The sequence below is a fragment of the Leadbetterella sp. DM7 genome (genome assembly GCF_040829825.2).
Taxonomy (GTDB): Bacteria; Bacteroidota; Bacteroidia; order Cytophagales; family Spirosomataceae; genus Leadbetterella.
On record NZ_JBFOLH020000015.1, the window covers coordinates 20,526 to 37,178 of the forward strand.

The 16,653-nt window shown below is 50.0% G+C and carries 12 protein-coding genes; 11 read left to right on the forward strand and 1 reads right to left on the reverse strand.

Features of this window, described 5'->3' with window-relative positions:
• Positions 1-3: 3 nt before the first annotated feature.
• The 6 genes from AB2U10_RS15270 to AB2U10_RS15295 all read left to right on the forward strand — a co-directional run bounded on the left by AB2U10_RS15270 (position 4) and on the right by AB2U10_RS15295 (position 7,255).
• Positions 4-2,184 carry a hypothetical protein gene (locus tag AB2U10_RS15270; RefSeq protein WP_367915769.1) on the forward strand — a complete coding sequence of 727 codons (2,181 nt, stop codon included), beginning with the start codon at positions 4-6 and terminating at the stop codon, positions 2,182-2,184.
• Between the two features lie 102 nt (positions 2,185-2,286).
• Positions 2,287-4,149, forward strand: coding sequence for a carbamoyltransferase family protein (locus AB2U10_RS15275; protein WP_367915768.1), 1,863 nt, complete (start codon positions 2,287-2,289; stop codon positions 4,147-4,149).
• Positions 4,150-4,160: 11 nt separating this feature from the next.
• Positions 4,161-4,310, forward strand: coding sequence for a DUF5989 family protein (locus AB2U10_RS15280; RefSeq protein ID WP_367915767.1), 150 nt, complete (start codon positions 4,161-4,163; stop codon positions 4,308-4,310).
• Positions 4,311-4,316: 6 nt separating this feature from the next.
• Positions 4,317-4,733, forward strand: coding sequence for an SxtJ family membrane protein (locus tag AB2U10_RS15285; RefSeq protein ID WP_367915766.1), 417 nt, complete (start codon positions 4,317-4,319; stop codon positions 4,731-4,733).
• Between the two features lie 84 nt (positions 4,734-4,817).
• On the forward strand, positions 4,818-6,440 hold the full coding sequence (locus AB2U10_RS15290) for a pseudouridine synthase (protein WP_367915765.1): 1,623 nt from the start codon (positions 4,818-4,820) through the stop codon (positions 6,438-6,440).
• A 35-nt stretch (positions 6,441-6,475) separates the two neighbouring features.
• Positions 6,476-7,255 carry a hypothetical protein gene (locus AB2U10_RS15295; protein WP_367915764.1) on the forward strand — a complete coding sequence of 260 codons (780 nt, stop codon included), beginning with the start codon at positions 6,476-6,478 and terminating at the stop codon, positions 7,253-7,255.
• A gap of 173 nt (positions 7,256-7,428) precedes the next feature.
• Here AB2U10_RS15295 and AB2U10_RS15300 read toward each other — a convergent pair whose 3' ends face one another.
• The gene (locus AB2U10_RS15300; RefSeq protein ID WP_367915763.1) at positions 7,429-8,112 is read right to left on the reverse strand and encodes a T9SS type A sorting domain-containing protein; all 684 of its coding nucleotides are present in this window, start codon (positions 8,110-8,112) and stop codon (positions 7,429-7,431) included.
• Positions 8,113-8,278: 166 nt separating this feature from the next.
• Here AB2U10_RS15300 and purD point away from each other — a divergent pair, with 166 nt between their 5' ends.
• The 5 genes from purD (at position 8,279) to AB2U10_RS15325 (ending at position 16,626) form a co-directional block, all read left to right on the forward strand.
• Positions 8,279-9,568, forward strand: coding sequence for a phosphoribosylamine--glycine ligase (purD, locus tag AB2U10_RS15305; RefSeq protein ID WP_367915762.1), 1,290 nt, complete (start codon positions 8,279-8,281; stop codon positions 9,566-9,568).
• A 270-nt stretch (positions 9,569-9,838) separates the two neighbouring features.
• Entirely contained in the window at positions 9,839-11,014 is a 1,176-nt protein-coding gene (locus AB2U10_RS15310; RefSeq protein ID WP_493820670.1) for a PSP1 domain-containing protein, read from the forward strand.
• Positions 11,015-11,021: 7 nt separating this feature from the next.
• Positions 11,022-11,504 carry a gliding motility lipoprotein GldH gene (locus AB2U10_RS15315; RefSeq protein WP_367915760.1) on the forward strand — a complete coding sequence of 161 codons (483 nt, stop codon included), beginning with the start codon at positions 11,022-11,024 and terminating at the stop codon, positions 11,502-11,504.
• Positions 11,505-11,892: 388 nt separating this feature from the next.
• Positions 11,893-15,141 carry a SusC/RagA family TonB-linked outer membrane protein gene (locus AB2U10_RS15320; RefSeq protein ID WP_367915759.1) on the forward strand — a complete coding sequence of 1,083 codons (3,249 nt, stop codon included), beginning with the start codon at positions 11,893-11,895 and terminating at the stop codon, positions 15,139-15,141.
• Between the two features lie 33 nt (positions 15,142-15,174).
• Positions 15,175-16,626 (forward strand): SusD/RagB family nutrient-binding outer membrane lipoprotein, encoded by a 1,452-nt coding sequence (locus AB2U10_RS15325; RefSeq protein ID WP_367915758.1) that lies wholly within the window; start codon positions 15,175-15,177, stop codon positions 16,624-16,626.
• The last annotated feature ends 27 nt before the right edge of the window (positions 16,627-16,653 follow it).

Sequence of the window (16,653 nt, forward strand, 5' to 3'; positions counted from 1 at the left end):
CTTATGAACCGTCTTATTTTTATCGCTTTTATACTCTTTTCAGCGGGGGTATCCGGCCAGCAGCCGGTACATTACGATACCCCCTTTATGCAGGACTACAGCGTAAAATACTACAGCAGTGAATCGCCGGAGAAAATAGGCTCCGACCGGAACGGCTCAATACGTATACTGACCCGCTCCGGCCTGCAGCAACCCGTTAACGGCCACTTCCTCTATCCGGGCAGCTTTATCCGGGACAACTTCTACCGCACCGCCGCCCAGAAAAAAACAGGGGCGCTCGCCCTTGTTAACGGTCAGCTGGTTTTTGCCGACGAAACCCACCTGTTTTCGCAAGCCTGGGCAGGTTCGCTCTTTATCAAAACCCCGTTTCCGAAGGTCAGCCTGATGGCGGGTGACGAGCAGCTGAATTTTATGGTTTCAGACGGCCGGCAGCTGGCCCTTCTCCGGGACAGCCGGGTCATTTTCAACGAAAGCCATTCGGCAGATCCCGTGCTGGATATCCGTTACCATAACGGGTACTTCTGGGTGCTGAAAAAAACCGGCGTATTCCGTTGCAGCCTGGCAACGCCCCGGCTTACCGCCGTGGTGCAGGGCCGGCAATTTACGGCATTTGACCTCAGCGCCAACGGCCAGACCCTGCTGATCGGCACCTCTGACGGATACCTGGAATACGACCTCCTTTCCGGCCGGTCCGAAACCCGGACCCGGGTTCCCGTCACTGAAATTACGGCCGTAAAAGTAATCGGCGATAAGGCCTGGTTCGGCACTCCCCAGGGAGCTTTCTCAGTACAATCTGACGGCACTATAAACTATTATTACGGTGAACGGTGGCTGCCGTCAAATGACGTCACCCGGATAGAAAAGGGCCCGGAAAACTCGGTGCTCATCCTGACCGGGAAAGGCCTCGGCCAGATCCACTTCAAGCCCATGACCCTGGCCGAAAAAGCCGATTTTTTTGATCGCCAGGTACGCTCACGGCATATCCGGAACGGGTTTAACGCCACCCTTACCGGTATGGAAAAAGGAGACCCGGCCACCGGCTACCTATCTGACTCGGATAATGACGGCCTCTGGACCTCCATGTACCTGGCGGGCGAGGCTTTCCGGTATTCGGTGACCGGCAGTCAGCAGGCGCTTGAAAACTGCCGGGAGTCGCTTGATGCCATGGAAAGGCTCTACAGCATTAATCCCGTACCCGGTTTCCCGGCACGTTCTTTTGAAAGAAGCGGGTACATCAGGGTGCTGGCCGATCCGAACCGCTGGCAAAATGCCGCTGACCCGGAATGGAGCTGGAAATCAACCACCAGCAGCGACGAGGCCATCGGGCACATGTTTGTATTCGGTGTGCTGGCCGAGCTGGTGAATGACCCCGGCATACGCGGCAAAGCCATCCTGCTGATGGATACCCTGATGAGCCATATCCTGAAAAATGACCTTTACCTGGTTGATTACGACGGCAAACCCACCCTCTGGGGAAAATGGAATCCTTCGTACGTAAACGGGTTCCCGGAAAACGTAGGCGACCGCAAGCTGAACTCTTCCAATATTACCGCTATGCTGCAAACCGCCTATCATTTCACCGGCAAAGAAAAATACCGGGCAAAAGCACTGGAATTACTGTACAGGCACGGTTACCTCGACAACCTGATGCGGCCCATGAAAACGATCGGTGTCACCCCGGAAGGCGGCGATTCTTACGCCCAGATGCTGTCAGAAGCCTGGAATCACTCGGATGACGAGATGTACTTCCTGGGCTACTGGGGACTCTTCCGGTATGCCCTCAACGACACCCTGAAGGCCGCTTACCGGGAGAGTATCCTTGACCACTGGGAAGCCGAGAGGCCTGAAAAAGACGGCCTCTGGAACTTCTTTGCCGCCCTCACGGGTTCCCGGCAGTTTGACCTGGAAAATGCCATCTGGTATCTTCAGGAGCACCCGCTTGACCTGATCCAGTGGGAAGTGCGGAACAGCCACCGGAAAGACATTGAGAAAATACCGGACAATTTCCGGAGACAAACCCTGAAAACGGTTCTCCCTCCGGATGAAAGGCCCGTGCAGCGCCACAACGCCAACATGTTCATCCTGGAAAAAGAAAAAGGGAACGGAGTATCTGAGCTGAGCGCCGGCGATATCTGGCTGCTCCCCTACTGGATGGGCCGCTATCTAGGGGTTATTTCTCCCTGACAGCAATAGCAGAATCGGACCTTCACCGGTAGCAGCACTTTTTTTTTCGGGTATTTATAAGGATATTTGCAGCGCTTTCACAGAAAAGCTTAATACTGAACTATGAAAATTCTCGGAATATCCGCCTTCTATCACGATTCCGCAGCTTCCATTACGGTAAACGGCGAGATAATTGCTGCTGCCCAGGAAGAAAGATTTACCCGAAAAAAGCATGATGCCGGGTTTCCGTCAAATGCCATAAAGTTCTGTCTCGAATACACCGGCATTGAGCTGAAAGACCTGGATGCCATTGTATTTTACGACAAGCCGCTGCTCAAATTTGAACGGCTGCTTGAAACTTACTACGCCTTCGCACCTTCCGGCTTCCGCTCATTCATTACCGCCATCCCGGTATGGATCAAAGAGAAAATGTTTCTGAAGCGACTTATCCGTGAAGAGCTGGATAAGATAGGTGCTTACGACAGGAAAAAGACCCGGCTGCTCTTTCCCGAGCACCACCTTTCACATGCGGCCAGCGCCTACTATCCCTCTCCCTTTGAAGATGCGGCCATCCTGACCATTGACGGTGTGGGCGAATGGGCCACGGTATCGCTGTGCCATGGCCAGAAAGAAAACATTACTATTCTTAAAGAGCTGCGTTTTCCGCACTCTCTGGGGCTTCTCTACTCGGCTTTTACCTATTTCCTGGGTTTCCGGGTAAACTCGGGCGAATACAAGCTGATGGGCCTGGCGCCTTATGGCAACCCGAAATCGCCGGATATTGAAAAATACATCGGGATCATCAAGACCCATCTTATGTCGTTGAAAGAAGACGGGTCTATCTGGCTGAACCAGGACTACTTTGACTATGCCACGGGCCTCAAAATGGTCAACGAAAAAAAATGGGAAGATCTTTTCGGCTTCAAAACCCGTAAACCCGAAGATGAGCTTCTTCAGCAGCACTGTAACCTGGGCCTGGCCATCCAGCATATTACGGAAGAAGCCGTACTGCTGATGGCCAAAGAAGCCAAAAAGCTGACCGGGAGCAAAAACCTTTGCCTGGCCGGCGGGGTGGCTCTGAACTGTGTATCCAACGGTAAGCTGCAAAAATCAGGCATTTTCGAGAACCTCTTCATACAGCCGGCTGCTGGTGATGCCGGGGGCGCCCTCGGGGCTGCGCTTGCCGCCAACTACATCTATTACCGCCAGCCGCGTGAAACCGGCTACAAAATGGATGCCATGAAAGGTTCTTACCTCGGACCCACCTTCAGTGACCTTGACGTAGAGCTGATGGCCCGGAAATACAATGCCCGTTATACCTATTTCAGCAATTTCACTGACCTGGCTGATGAAGCGGCCCGCCTGCTGGCATCCGAAAACGTGGTAGGCTGGGTGCAGGGTAAAATGGAATTCGGCCCGAGGGCCCTGGGCGGAAGAAGCATTCTCGGAGACCCGAGGAGTCCGGAAATGCAGAAGAAGCTTAACCTGAAGATCAAATACCGCGAATCATTCCGTCCGTTTGCACCCTCTGTGCTGGCTGGAGACGTAAGTGAATATTTCGACTACGACGGGATATCGCCCTACATGCTGCTGGTACACCCGGTAGCAGAACAGATCAGGAAGCCCCTTCCCGAAGGATATGACGGCATGAACCTGAGAGACAAGCTGTATCATCTTCGTTCCGACCTGCCTTCCATTACCCATATTGACTACTCTGCCCGGATCCAGACGGTACATCCCGAAACCAATCCGCGGTACCACGAGCTGATCACCAGCTTTAAAAAGCTTACAGGCACCGGGGTAGTGGTAAATACCTCCTTTAACGTGCGGGGAGAACCCATTGTGATGACGCCCAATGACGCCTACCGGTGCTTTATGAGAACCGAAATGGACTACCTGGTAGTGGGTAATTTCCTTTTCAGCAAAAAGGATCAGCCCCAATGGGAAGAAAAAGATAACTGGAAAGAAGAATTTGTACTCGACTAAAACAAAAAAATATGGAATTTCTTAAAGACCTCTGGGGATTCATGGCGGCTCGGAAAAAATTCTGGCTGGCACCATTGATCATTCTCCTTTTACTGGTAGGTATCCTGATCGTAATCGGCGGAGGCTCGGCATTCGCTCCGTTTATTTATACCTTATTCTGATTCAAGATGACAGAAGAAACCTTGAAAAACCAGGACAGAACCAAATCCATACTCGTTATCGTGGTAGGATTTCTGGCCCTGTACGCTCTTTTCAGATTCAATCACAGGGAGGCCGTCCTCTGGGGAAAATTTAAAACAGATTACTTCCTGTTTATCTCGCTCGGGGTAGGTATACTTTCCCTGGTCTCTTCGGCTTTCCAGGATATGATCCTGTGGGTATGGTTTAAAATAGCCCTGGTATTGGGTTATATAAACACAAGGATCATCCTGGGTCTGGTATTTTTCCTGTTTCTGACACCCTTTGCCCTGTTGCAGAAAATCTTTGTCCGCAAAAACTTCCTGTCGCTGAAAGACAAAGGAGATACCGTTTACCATACCCGGAATCACGCCTATCAGCCGGAAGATTTCGACAATATCTGGTAATCTGTTTTTATAATTGGTACTTTTCGAATCAATTCGCTCTGAATCAACTATTTTTGCATCCACTTTTACAGTAGTGATATTGCAATGAACAGAAAAGACCAAAAGGGCTCTGAACGGCCCCGAAAAGACCGGGATACCGCCCCCCGATACAAAAAAGAGGGCGCCCCGGAAAGAAACTTCGGGAAACGTCCGTTCTCCTCTCACAGGGATGAGAATGCCCCTTCCCGTTATAAAAAAGAGGGAGATTCAGGAAGAAGCTTCCGCGACGACTCCCCCCGTTTCTCTAACCGCAAAGACGGGGATACCCCTTCGCGCTTCAGAAAAGAAGGTGACTCCCCGCAAAGCTCCGGCAGCGGGAAACGCAGCTTCGGTTCCCGCGATGATGCCCCCCGCTTCAGGAAAGACGGCGAGCCGGGAAGACGCTTCGAAAATGAAAGATTCTCACCGGAAAAAGGCGGTTCCCGTTTTGAAAAAGGCGGTTTCAGCTCCGAAAAGCGTGGATTTCAGAAAGACCGGTCCGGATACAACGACCCGGAAAGAAAATTCCGGAGCGATGATCGTAAATTTGCTCCCCGGAAAGATAACGAAGGATTCCGGAAAGAAGGTGATTTCCGCCGTACCCGACCGGGGTTCCCGGAAAGCGGCTCCGGGGAAGAACGCGGTTCATTCCGGTCCGACCGGAGCTATACCCGCGATTCTGCCCCCCGTTCACGCCGGAATGAGGGCCGCGATTCTTTCAACCAGCGCGATAGTGCACCGAAACGCGACAGCTACGAAAGCAGGAAACCTTTTCCTTCCGACGACGAATTTCCGGGCAAAAGGAAATTCGGCAGGCGTTCCGAGCCGGATAACACCCGTTACGAAAAAAAGAAAGACTCTTTTGAATACGGGAAAAATGTAAAGCCTCAGCGCCGCCCTGACTATTCGGAAGAAAACCTGGTCAAAAGCCTCCCCGAAAAGCAGCGGAAAAAGATGGTCTCCACCGAAAAGAAACCAACCGATCTTATCCGGCTGAACCGCTATATTGCCAACTCGGGCCTTTGCTCACGCAGGGAAGCCGATGACCTCATTGAAAGCGGCCAGATCACCGTAAACGGTAAGACCATCACCGAAATGGGCTACCAGGTTAAAGTAACCGACGTGGTCAAATACGGTCGGAAGATTCTTAACCCCGAAAAGCTGGTGTATGTGCTTCTCAATAAGCCCAAAGACTTCATTACCACCACAGAAGACCCGGAAGGAAGACGCACCGTTATGGAGCTGGTAGCCAAAGCCGGTTCGGAAAGAATCTACCCCGTAGGCCGGCTTGACCGGGCCACTACCGGGCTTTTGCTCTTCACTAACGATGGTGAGCTGGCTGAAAAGCTCTCGCATCCTTCCAATGAAATACGCAAAATTTACCAGGTGGAGATTGATAAGCCCCTGAGCCGCGAAGACTTTGATAAGCTGACAGAAGGCGTTGAGCTGGAAGACGGCTTTATCAGGCCCGACCAGGTATCGGTGATCACCCCTGACCAGCAGGTGATCGGCATAGAAATACACAGCGGGAAAAACCGGGTAGTACGCCGCATCTTTGAACACCTGGGGTATGAGGTTACCCAACTGGACCGTACCACGTACGCCGGGCTCACCAAAAAAGAGCTGCCCAGGGGAAACTGGCGTTTTTTAACTGAAAAAGAAGTTATTAGATTAAAATATATGATCTGATTTTCTTTATTTTTGTAAAAAAACAAAATAACATTATGTCGGAAAACGAGAAAAAAATCATAGATGATGCCAAAGAACTGGCCAACGATGCAGCAAAAGCTGCAGAAAGTAAAGCAGATGAACTGAAAGCCGCAGCAGCTGAAAAGGTAGAAGAAGCCAAAGAAGCCGCTGCCGGTGCCGCAGATGCCGCAGCAGCAAAAGCAGAAGAGCTCAAAGATGCAGCTGCTGAAAAGGTAGAAGAAGTTAAAGAAGCCGCAGCTGAGAAAGCGGCTGAAGCCAAAGAGGCCGTGTCGGATGCAGCTGAAGCCGCAGAGGCTAAAGCCGGAGAAGTAAAAGAGGCCGCCGCTGAAAAAGCAGCTGAAGCCGCCGGTAAAGTAGAGGCCTTAAAAGATGCTGCGGCTGAAAAGCTGGCCGGGGCAAAAGAAATGGCTGCCGGACTGGCCGCCGGGGCGGCTGAAAAAGCAGGTGAGCTGAAAGATGCTGCCGCTGAAAAAATAGAAGATGCCAAAGAAAAAGCAGCGGAGATCGCCTCTGATGTAGCTGAAAAGGCAAGTGAATTCAAGGGAGCAGCTGCAGAGAAATTCTCTGAGCTGAAAGAAGATGCTTCTGAGGTTGCAGCCAAAGTAGCCGGCAAAGCCGCTGAAGTCAAAGATGCTGCGGCTGAAAAGCTGGCCGATCTGGCAGAAGACACCAGCGAAGCCCTTGAAAAAGCAAAGATCAAAGCTGCTGAGCTGGCAAGAGAAGCAGAAGAGACCGCCCAGGAAGTCACCAAAAAGACCCGGGGCTTCTTTGCAAGGCTTTTCGGTAAAAAATAAGCACCTTTTAGCAGAGGTGGCACTGATTGCGCCACCTCTGCCAATCTCCACTTATGCGCCGCTTAACCCCGGCCGGATAAGTATTATATCACCCCCTCACCCATAAAACCACAAACAACTTTTAGCCTTTCACTTTCCACTTTTAGTTTTTCACTTTTATCTGTTCACTTCCCCTACTCCACCTTCACCTTCCTGCTGATCCCCTTATCTCCCTGCGAAATAATCACGAAGAACGTACCTTTTGTACCCTCTTTCAGGTTCAGCTGCCCCATATACTCACCGCTGAAATCCTCCACGGTCTCACGTACCACCAGGTCTCCCTGTAGGTTCACTACAGAAATGGTCACCGGGCCTTTTTCCGACGATTTAAAGCGCAGGTTCAGGATGTGAGTGGCCGGCTTATTGGTAAACACATTCACCTGGGAAAAGCCGTCCGAAAAATTAAAATTCCCGTTAAAATTGCTAAAATCCCGGTTTAGCCTGTCCCCCAGCTCTTCCATATTGAACTTAAACGAGTCCAGGTTTCTCTTATATCGGTCCGACAAGCGCGGAAAATCCTCTTCCCAGGAGAAGCCGTCACCGTAGCGCAGCACCCGCTCACCATCTTTCAGCGTATCTTCGGGGTTATCCGGAGCACGGAACGTATACACCCGGGCCCGCGGGGCTTTAATATCCACTTCCCTTTCAATGACCTCCACTTTCCCGTCAATATCCTTCTCGATCCTGACAATCTTCTTGTCGGGGTTATCAGCACTTACCTTCTCTTCCACCTTATACTTTCTTACACTTTTCTTTTGCGCCCGGCTATCCATATATCCCAAAGACAGCAGCGCCATCAGTAACATTAACTTTTTCATTTTACTTATTCCTGTTTTTGAAATTATATAACGTATAGACATCAACTTCGCTGAAAAGTTGCATACATCTTCCTTTTTTTACTGCCGGCCGGCCGGAAAATGCGGTCAAATGTAAAATCTCAGCCCTGTCTTAGCTATTTTTGTCCCTTCAAACCAAACTGACTGAATGAACATCCTCGTTTTAGGTTCCGGCGGAAGGGAACATGCATTTGCCTGGAAACTGGCGCAAAGCCCGAAATGTACCCGGCTTTTTGTAGCCCCGGGCAATGCCGGTACGGCGCAAATTGCCACCAATGTAAACCTGGGAGTAAACGACTTTGAAGGCATAAAAAAGCTGGTTCTCAGCGAGCAGATAGAGCTGGTGATTGTAGGGCCTGAAGACCCGCTGGTGAACGGTATTGTTGATTTTTTCCGCAGCGATAAGTCACTAAAAAAAGTAAAGATCATTGGTCCCGACGCAGCCGGTGCCCGCCTGGAGGGAAGCAAAGACTTCTCCAAGGCGTTCATGAATAAATACGGCATCCCTACCGCATTCTCACATACCTTCACTCCGGAAACCCTGGAGGCCGGGCTGCAATACATCGCGGAAAATCCCGGTCCTTATGTATTAAAAGCCGACGGCCTGGCAGCGGGCAAGGGAGTGATCATTACTGAAGATGTATCAGAAGCTCAGGAAACCCTCCGCGACATGCTGCAGGGCGGGAAATTCGGCCAGGCAGGCAGCAAGGTGCTGATCGAGCAGTTCCTGAAGGGCATAGAGCTCTCCGTTTTTATCCTGACAGACGGCACCGGCTATCTCCTGCTGCCCGAAGCCAAAGACTACAAACGCATAGGCGAAGGCGACACCGGCCTGAACACCGGCGGCATGGGTGCAGTGTCGCCTGTCCCGTTTGCTGACGCCGCCTTTCTCCGCAAAGTAGAAGAACAGGTGGTGGTGCCCACGCTGAAAGGGCTGAAAGAGGAAGGCATCCGGTATGTGGGCTTCCTCTTCATCGGGCTGATGAACGACGGAGGCAATCCACAGGTGATCGAATACAATGTTCGCATGGGCGACCCCGAAACAGAAGTGGTCATGCCCCGGATCAAAACAGACCTGGTCCGGATCTTCCAGGCTGCTGCCCTGGGTAAGCTCGATAAAATACGCCTGGCCGTTTACCCGCGCTATGCAGTAACATCCATGGTTGTGGCCGGAGGTTATCCCGGCGATTATCAAAAAGGAGATGTCATGGAAATCCCCGAAGCAGACAAAGATACCGTTATCTTTCATGCCGGCACAAGCCTGCGTGACCAGGTTACCGTCACCAATGGCGGACGCGTCATTGCCCTTACCGGGATGGGCCGTACAATGGCTTCCGCCATCCGGAAATCACAGAAAATGGCGAAAAAAGTAAAATTCAAAAACCGGTATTACAGAAAAGATATTGGACAGGATTTACAAAAATATGTAAATAAATAATTAAATTTGTTATTGAATACCCGTTAATTCCAGCGGACCGGCGCTATTTTCCTCTCTTGGGCGAGGCAGCTGCGGGGGGCGGTTTAAGGGGAAATCAATGGACTTATTTATTCTCGGATCTGACCTGTTTAACGGGATTAATGCCTGATAAACAGTATAAATATAGATGGTATGGCATGTGGACAGTGTTCTTCAGGAAGCTGTGGTAGTATAGGTACTCTCGTTTCCGGATGCGGCAGCGGTGGATGCTCTTCGGGCGGATGCAACAAAATGAATTCCTTTGACTGGCTCTCGGGCATGAACTTCGGGAAGCCCACCTACAAAGTAGTAGAAATAAAGTTCAAAGGGGGAAGAAAAGAATACTTTATCAATAAGCAGGATATAGAGCTGCACACCGGCGACTTTGTGGTGTGTGAAATGGCCTCGGGTTATCACATCGGCCACGTGTCGCTGCAGGGCGAGCTGGTCAGGCTTCAATTGCTCAAAAAAGGCATACACGATACCTCCGAGCTACGGGTGATTCACCGCCTGGCTACGGAAAAAGACCTGGAAAAACATACCCAGGCCATCAACCGTGACCTCCCTACCATGTATCGTACCCGGGAGATCTGCAAAGAGCTCAAGCTGAACCTTAAGCTTTCAGAAGTAGAATTCCAGTCGGATAACTCCAAAGCCACCTTCTACTACTCGGCCGATGACCGCGTGGATTTCCGGGAGCTTATTAAAATGCTGGCCTCCGAATTTAAGGTGCGGATAGAAATGCGCCAGATCAGCCTGCGGCAGGAAGCCGGCCGTTTGGGAGGCATAGGCTCGTGCGGGCGTGAGCTCTGCTGCTCTACCTGGCTGACCGACTTCAAAGCCATTCCTACGGCAGCCGCCCGGTACCAGAACCTTTCGCTCAACCCGGCCAAGCTATCGGGCCAGTGCGGCCGCCTCAAATGCTGCCTGAACTACGAGCTGGAAACCTATATTGATGCCATCCGGGGCATACCCGCCGTAGACAAGCCCCTCAAAACAGAAAAAGGAAACGCCACCCTTCAGAAAACAGATATTTTCAGGCGGATCATGTGGTTCAGCTACCCTGACGACACCAACTGGTATCCTATTCCCTGCAGCCAGGTAGCCGACATCCAGAAAATGAATGCCGAAGGCAAAAAACCGGTAGGACTGGAAAACCTGATGGAGCTGGCCGATGTACCCGAGGTAAAAACCGCCTCTATCAATACAGATCTGGAGCGGCTTGACAAAAAATACAAGAAAAGTAAAAAGAAAAGCAAGACCGGAGCAGCTCCCAAAGCGGTAGCCCCGGCTCCCCGCCCCGAAGCAAAAGCCAAACCCCAGGCCGCACCCGCGCCTCAGCAGGAGGGTTCACCGGAGGCCGGAGCCAAAAATAAAAAACGACGGAAATTCAGAAAGCCCGGCGGCGGCGAGAAACCTAAATCATAAGCGGATCATGAAATCTATCACTCCTGTGAGCGTACTGCTCCTCTTTTTAGTTGCAGCTACCTGTAAAAAAAGCAGCGACTTCAAAGAAATACGTGATTTCCCCAAAAACGAGTGGCTGATTGCACACAAGCAGACCTTTGAATTCACCATTACCGACACCGCACCCACATACCGCTTCAATTACCTGGTAAGAAACAGTATCTCCTACCCCTTTTACAACCTGTATCTCCAGCAGAAGCTGGTAGACAGCAGCGGCAACCTGCTGTCAGGTTCTATGGACGAGGTCATTCTCTTTGATGAAAAGTCAGGAAAACCCTACGGTGACGGCATGGGGGATATCTTTGACTGCCGTATCCAGGCGCCCAAGCTGCAGGCCATGAAATTTTCGAAGCCGGGAAAATACCGCTGGATCCTCAGCCACAACATGCGTCCTGATCCGCTGACCGGCATTATGTCTATCGGGGTGGAGGTTATACGGAACCCTCAGTAATACTTTTCAAATAAAAAAATCGTTCCACCGCTCCATAGCAGGATTCCCTCCCTGCTATGCGGGTTTGAATTATCACGCTTTATTTTCATCGGAAATCACCGCAGAAAAACGATAGGAACCTGTAAAACAGCCCACTACTTAAACAGCTCTATAGGTGGCCCGGTGGCCCGAAAGATAATATAAATAATTCTACAAAACCTACCCTTTACCATAATTCTTATTACAAAAAACCAACCCGAACAAACTATTATTCTAAGGAATAAATTTATTGCCAAACCAATTATTGTTTTTACAGTTTTTTAATGGTATTTTAATAATATGCTTGCATAATAATTTTTTTTATTAGAAATTGACCCCGAATCAAACTAAATTAATAATTTTTTAACTTATGAAGAAAAGACTACTTCTACTTTTCGGAATGATTTTGTTCGGTTTGGGGACGATTTATGCGCAGACCCGGACAATTTCAGGTACAGTAAGGTCTTCTGAGGATAACAGCCCGCTTCCGGGTGTCTCAGTGATTGTAAAAGGTACAACCAACGGAACTTACACGAACGAGGACGGGAACTACAGGCTCACCGTACCTTCAAATTCAACCCTGATCTACTCCTTTATCGGCTTCAAAGACAAAGAAGTAGCAGTGGGAAACCAGAGCGTTCTTAACGTAACCCTGGAAGTTTCCAATACCGACCTTACCGAGGTGGTAGTGACCGGTGCTTATGGAACACAGCAATCGGCCAGATCAACTACTTTCAGCGCACAGGTGATTAACAGTGACCAGCTGAACACTATTCGTCAGAACGACTTCAACAGCGCCCTTGCCGGTAAAGTAGCCGGTATCCAGGTAAGAAGCCAGTCGGCTGCTGCCCTGGGTCGCCAGACAGAAGTTCGTCTGAGAGGTATCTCAGGCCTGAGCGGCGGAGGCCCCGGCGCCCTGTATGTGGTAGACGGTACCATTTTGCCCAACGTGGATGATATCAACAATGACGACATCGAATCGATCTCTATTCTCCAGGGGCCTGCCGCAGCAGCGCAATTCGGTTCACAGGCTGCAGCCGGTGCCATTGTAATTACCATGAAAAAGGCTAAAAGACAGGAAGGCTTTGGGGTAACCTTAAACCTTGGAGTGCAGTTTGATAACGTTTACATCATGCCTAACTACCAGAACTCCTATGCCGGTGGCTCGGGCCCGATGACCCGTTACAACTGGAAAGAAGGTGATCCGGTGGAATGGAAAGCACTGGATGGTAAATACTACCACGATTACCAGGATGACGCCAGCTGGGGTCCCCGGATGGTAGGTCAGGAGTATATTCCCTGGTATGCCTGGTACGGAGGCCACAGCCGTTCCTACCAGACCGCCAGCCTGGTACCTCAGGAAGACAACTCCAGAGACTTCTTCGAAACAGGTGTAATTGTGAACAACAGCATCACCGTTAATCACGCTACCGAAAAAATGCTGTTCAAGCTGACCTACGGAAACAACTATACCAACGGTCTGATCCCGGGTTCCAGCCTGGCTAAAAATACGATCAACTTGAACTCAACGTACGACATCTCTAAAAAACTGGAGCTGTCGGCCAACATCAATTATACCAACAGAAGATTGAACGGACAGATCAATGACGATTACTCTAACCAGTCATCGGGGTCTTTTAACCAATGGTACCACCGTGACCTGGACATGGGCATCATGAAAGAGCTGAGAGATTTGAGAACTCCGGAAGGTATTTATGCCAGCTGGAACAAATCTAACCCAACGGCCTATGACGCTTCCAACCCGAGAGGTTTCTATGCAGCCAACTACTGGTATAACTTCTATACGTACTACGACCTGATTGACCTGACCAATGTAAGAGACCGTCTTTTCGGAGATGTTTCATTAACCTATAAGGTAACCAAAGATCTCAACCTGAGAGCTACCTACCGGAAACAGCAGAATACTACCTGGTACGAAGACAAATACCGTAGCGAACTGAACGAAAGTGGTACCCAGACCCAGGGTAACGACTCAAGGAACTACGGTTACTACTCTACCGGTACTACGTACAGCAACCGTCGTAACATTGAGCTCATCGCTACCTACAAGAAAAAAATAGCTGATTTTGATATCGATGCAATGGTAGGTACAGACTTCTTCAAATGGGTAAGCAAAGAGAACAAAGGAAACACCAACCAGGGCTTAAACGTACCTAACTTATTTGCCCTTTCCAACTCGGTTAACCAGGCCACACAGGAGAACTCCAGAACCTCGGAAGCCTATAACGCTGCATTCGGAAAACTGGCAATAGGCTACAGGAACTTCCTGTACCTGAACGGAACCTTACGGAACGACTGGTACTCTACCTTACCGCCCGATAACAACGATGTGCTCTCTAAATCATTTGGTGCCTCATTTGTTTTCAGCGAGTTCACCAAGAGTGCCCTTCCCTGGCTGAGCCTGGGTAAAGTAAGAGCATCATGGGGTGAGGTTCCCCAGGCGCTGGGTTCAGGAACTACTTTCGGTGCCTACCGTTATCCGGGCATGGCCTACAGTGTGAACCAGTTCAAATGGGGAAGCAACTTCCTGATGAACACACCTGACCAGGTAGTAGATCCGAACATTCACGGGGCAGTAAGCCAGCAAAAAGAAGCAGGTATCGACCTCGAATTCCTGAGAGGTAAATACGGGATCAACTTTACGTACTGGGACGGTACCGAAGTGGGCTTCCCATATGCCCTGACCATTAACAGTGCCAGTGGATTCAGCTCTTTATTGACCAACATCGGTAAAATCACGAAGAAAGGGATCGAGATTAGCCTGAAAGCCCAGATCCTGAACCTGCCTTACCTGAAATGGAATGCCAATTTCAACTATGCTGACCTGATCGAAAACGACGTGGTAGAGCTGAGCCCGGAATACGGGGTTACCCAAACCGCTAACGTAGGCGCTGCATGGGGTACCGGTTTCCCTTACCAGGTACACTCCGAAGGAAAAAGGTGGGGCCAGTTGTACGGTAACGGTATGAAAAGAATTAACGGACAGCCCGTTCTGAACGATGACGGTTCATTTGTAAGAGAAGGTAACCAATATTTCGGAAGTGTGCTTCCAAGATATACCGGAGGTCTCCAAAACTCACTGACCGTATTGAAAAACTTCCATGTGAACGTAAACTTTGACTACCAGTTCGGCGGTAAATTCTATTCCCTGTCGCAACAATGGGGTTCTTATAGTGGTCTTACAGCCAGAACAGCTACTGTAAACGACAAAGGCAATCCTATTCGTGATGCCGTTGCCGATGGTGGCGGAGTACATGTTTTCGGGGTGAATGCCGAAGGCAAGCCGGTTGATTACTACGTGGAAGCAAGAGATTATTTCCAGGGTACCATTGACAATAATATTGGCGACGACTACATCTATGACCTGACCTTCATTAAGCTGAGAGAGCTGTCGATAGGTTACTCCGTACCTGTAGCAAAGCTGGGTCTTGCCAGATACTTCAATAATGCTACCATCTCTGTAGTATCCAGGAACCCGCTGCTTATCTATGCAAAATCCAAGGATTTTGATCCATCAGAAATCAGCGCTACCTATGGAGAAAGAGGACAGTTACCCGGAACAAGAAGCTTAGGGGTTAATCTTAGAATTGGTTTCTAAAAAACACTAAATGACTTTATTAAGAAATATGTTATGAAAAAAATTCGTTATTATATATTGACCTCACTAATGACCGCAGGACTTACTTCGTGTGACCTGTTCTCGGACTTTGGTGATTTGAATGACAACCCGGCAGCGACGACTACGCCCATTGTGGGGGCACTTCTCTCCAATGCCATTGCAGATTCGCAGACGGGGATCGGTGTTCATGCTTTTTTAGCCAACCCCGGTTACTTTTGCCAGTACTTTTCAGAGACGCAGTATTCAAGCGCATCATTGTATGCCAATACCCAGTCAGATTTTAGCCTGATCTACAACCGGTCTCTGTATGATCTCCAGAATATCATCATCCAGGATAAAAGCAACAGCATGTCTGCCGTGGCCAAAATTCTCCAGCAGTACATCTTCTGGACCGTTACCGATCGCTGGGGAGATATTCCTTACAGCGAGGCTCTTCAGGGAGCTTCTGTTGCCCGGCCCAAATACGATACGCAGGAAGAGGTCTACAAGGGGATGATCCAGGCATTGAAAGATGCCAACGCCCTGTTTGACGGCAGCCTGATCACCGGAGACCTGGTTTACGGAGGGGATGTGGCCGCCTGGAAAAGAACCGCCAACACTATGCGTATGCTCATGGCACTGCAGCTCTCTAACAAATACCCGGACGCCAACGGTTATGCAGCTGCCGAATTCAAAGCCGCTTTGACTGACCCGGCCGGGATTATCACGACCAACAGCCAGAATTTCAAGCTGAATTTTCCCGGAGGAAACTTCCCTTCGTCGTATTTTTCGCTGTATAACGGCCGGAGAGACGTTGCTCAAAGCGCTCCTATGACGTCTTTGACCAGTAGCCTCAATGACGGAAGGCAAGTTGCTTTTGGTGGAGCTACCGAAGAGCAGGGCGTTGCAGCTACCAGTGAATCTTCGGATATCGGTACCCCTTACGGAGTAGAGCGGTCTAAAGCAGAAGCCTTTACTTCTTCTAACCCCAAATGGGCAAGAGTATTGAGAGGCGACCTGCGCGGTGCGGCCAGTTCTGTTTACATTATTACAGCAGCCCAGGCCTACCTGGCAAGAGCGGAAGCTGCAGACTTGGGCTGGACTACTGAGAACCTGAGCGAAGTGTACAAAAAAGGGATTGAGCTCTCCTTTGAGCAATGGGGTGTTGCAGCTCCTGCCAATACGTATTTTGCCCAGACTACGGTAGCTGTAGGTGCTGCCGGTGCTGCTGCCAATAAGAAAAATATCGCTATACAGCGCTACCTGGCTTCTTATCCTGATGGTTTGCAGGGCTGGAATATCTGGAGAAAAACCGGTTATCCGCAGCTGACTCCTGCTCCTGATGCCGTAAGCACATCCAAGCAGATTCCTCACAGGTACCTGTATGCTGCGGGTGAATACACAACCAACAAGGAAAGCGTTGATGCAGCAGTGGCCAGGGTAAGTGGTTCCTACACACAGGATTCTAAAATCTGGTGGGAATAAAACAGTTAAAAACGAATTAAAGGAATT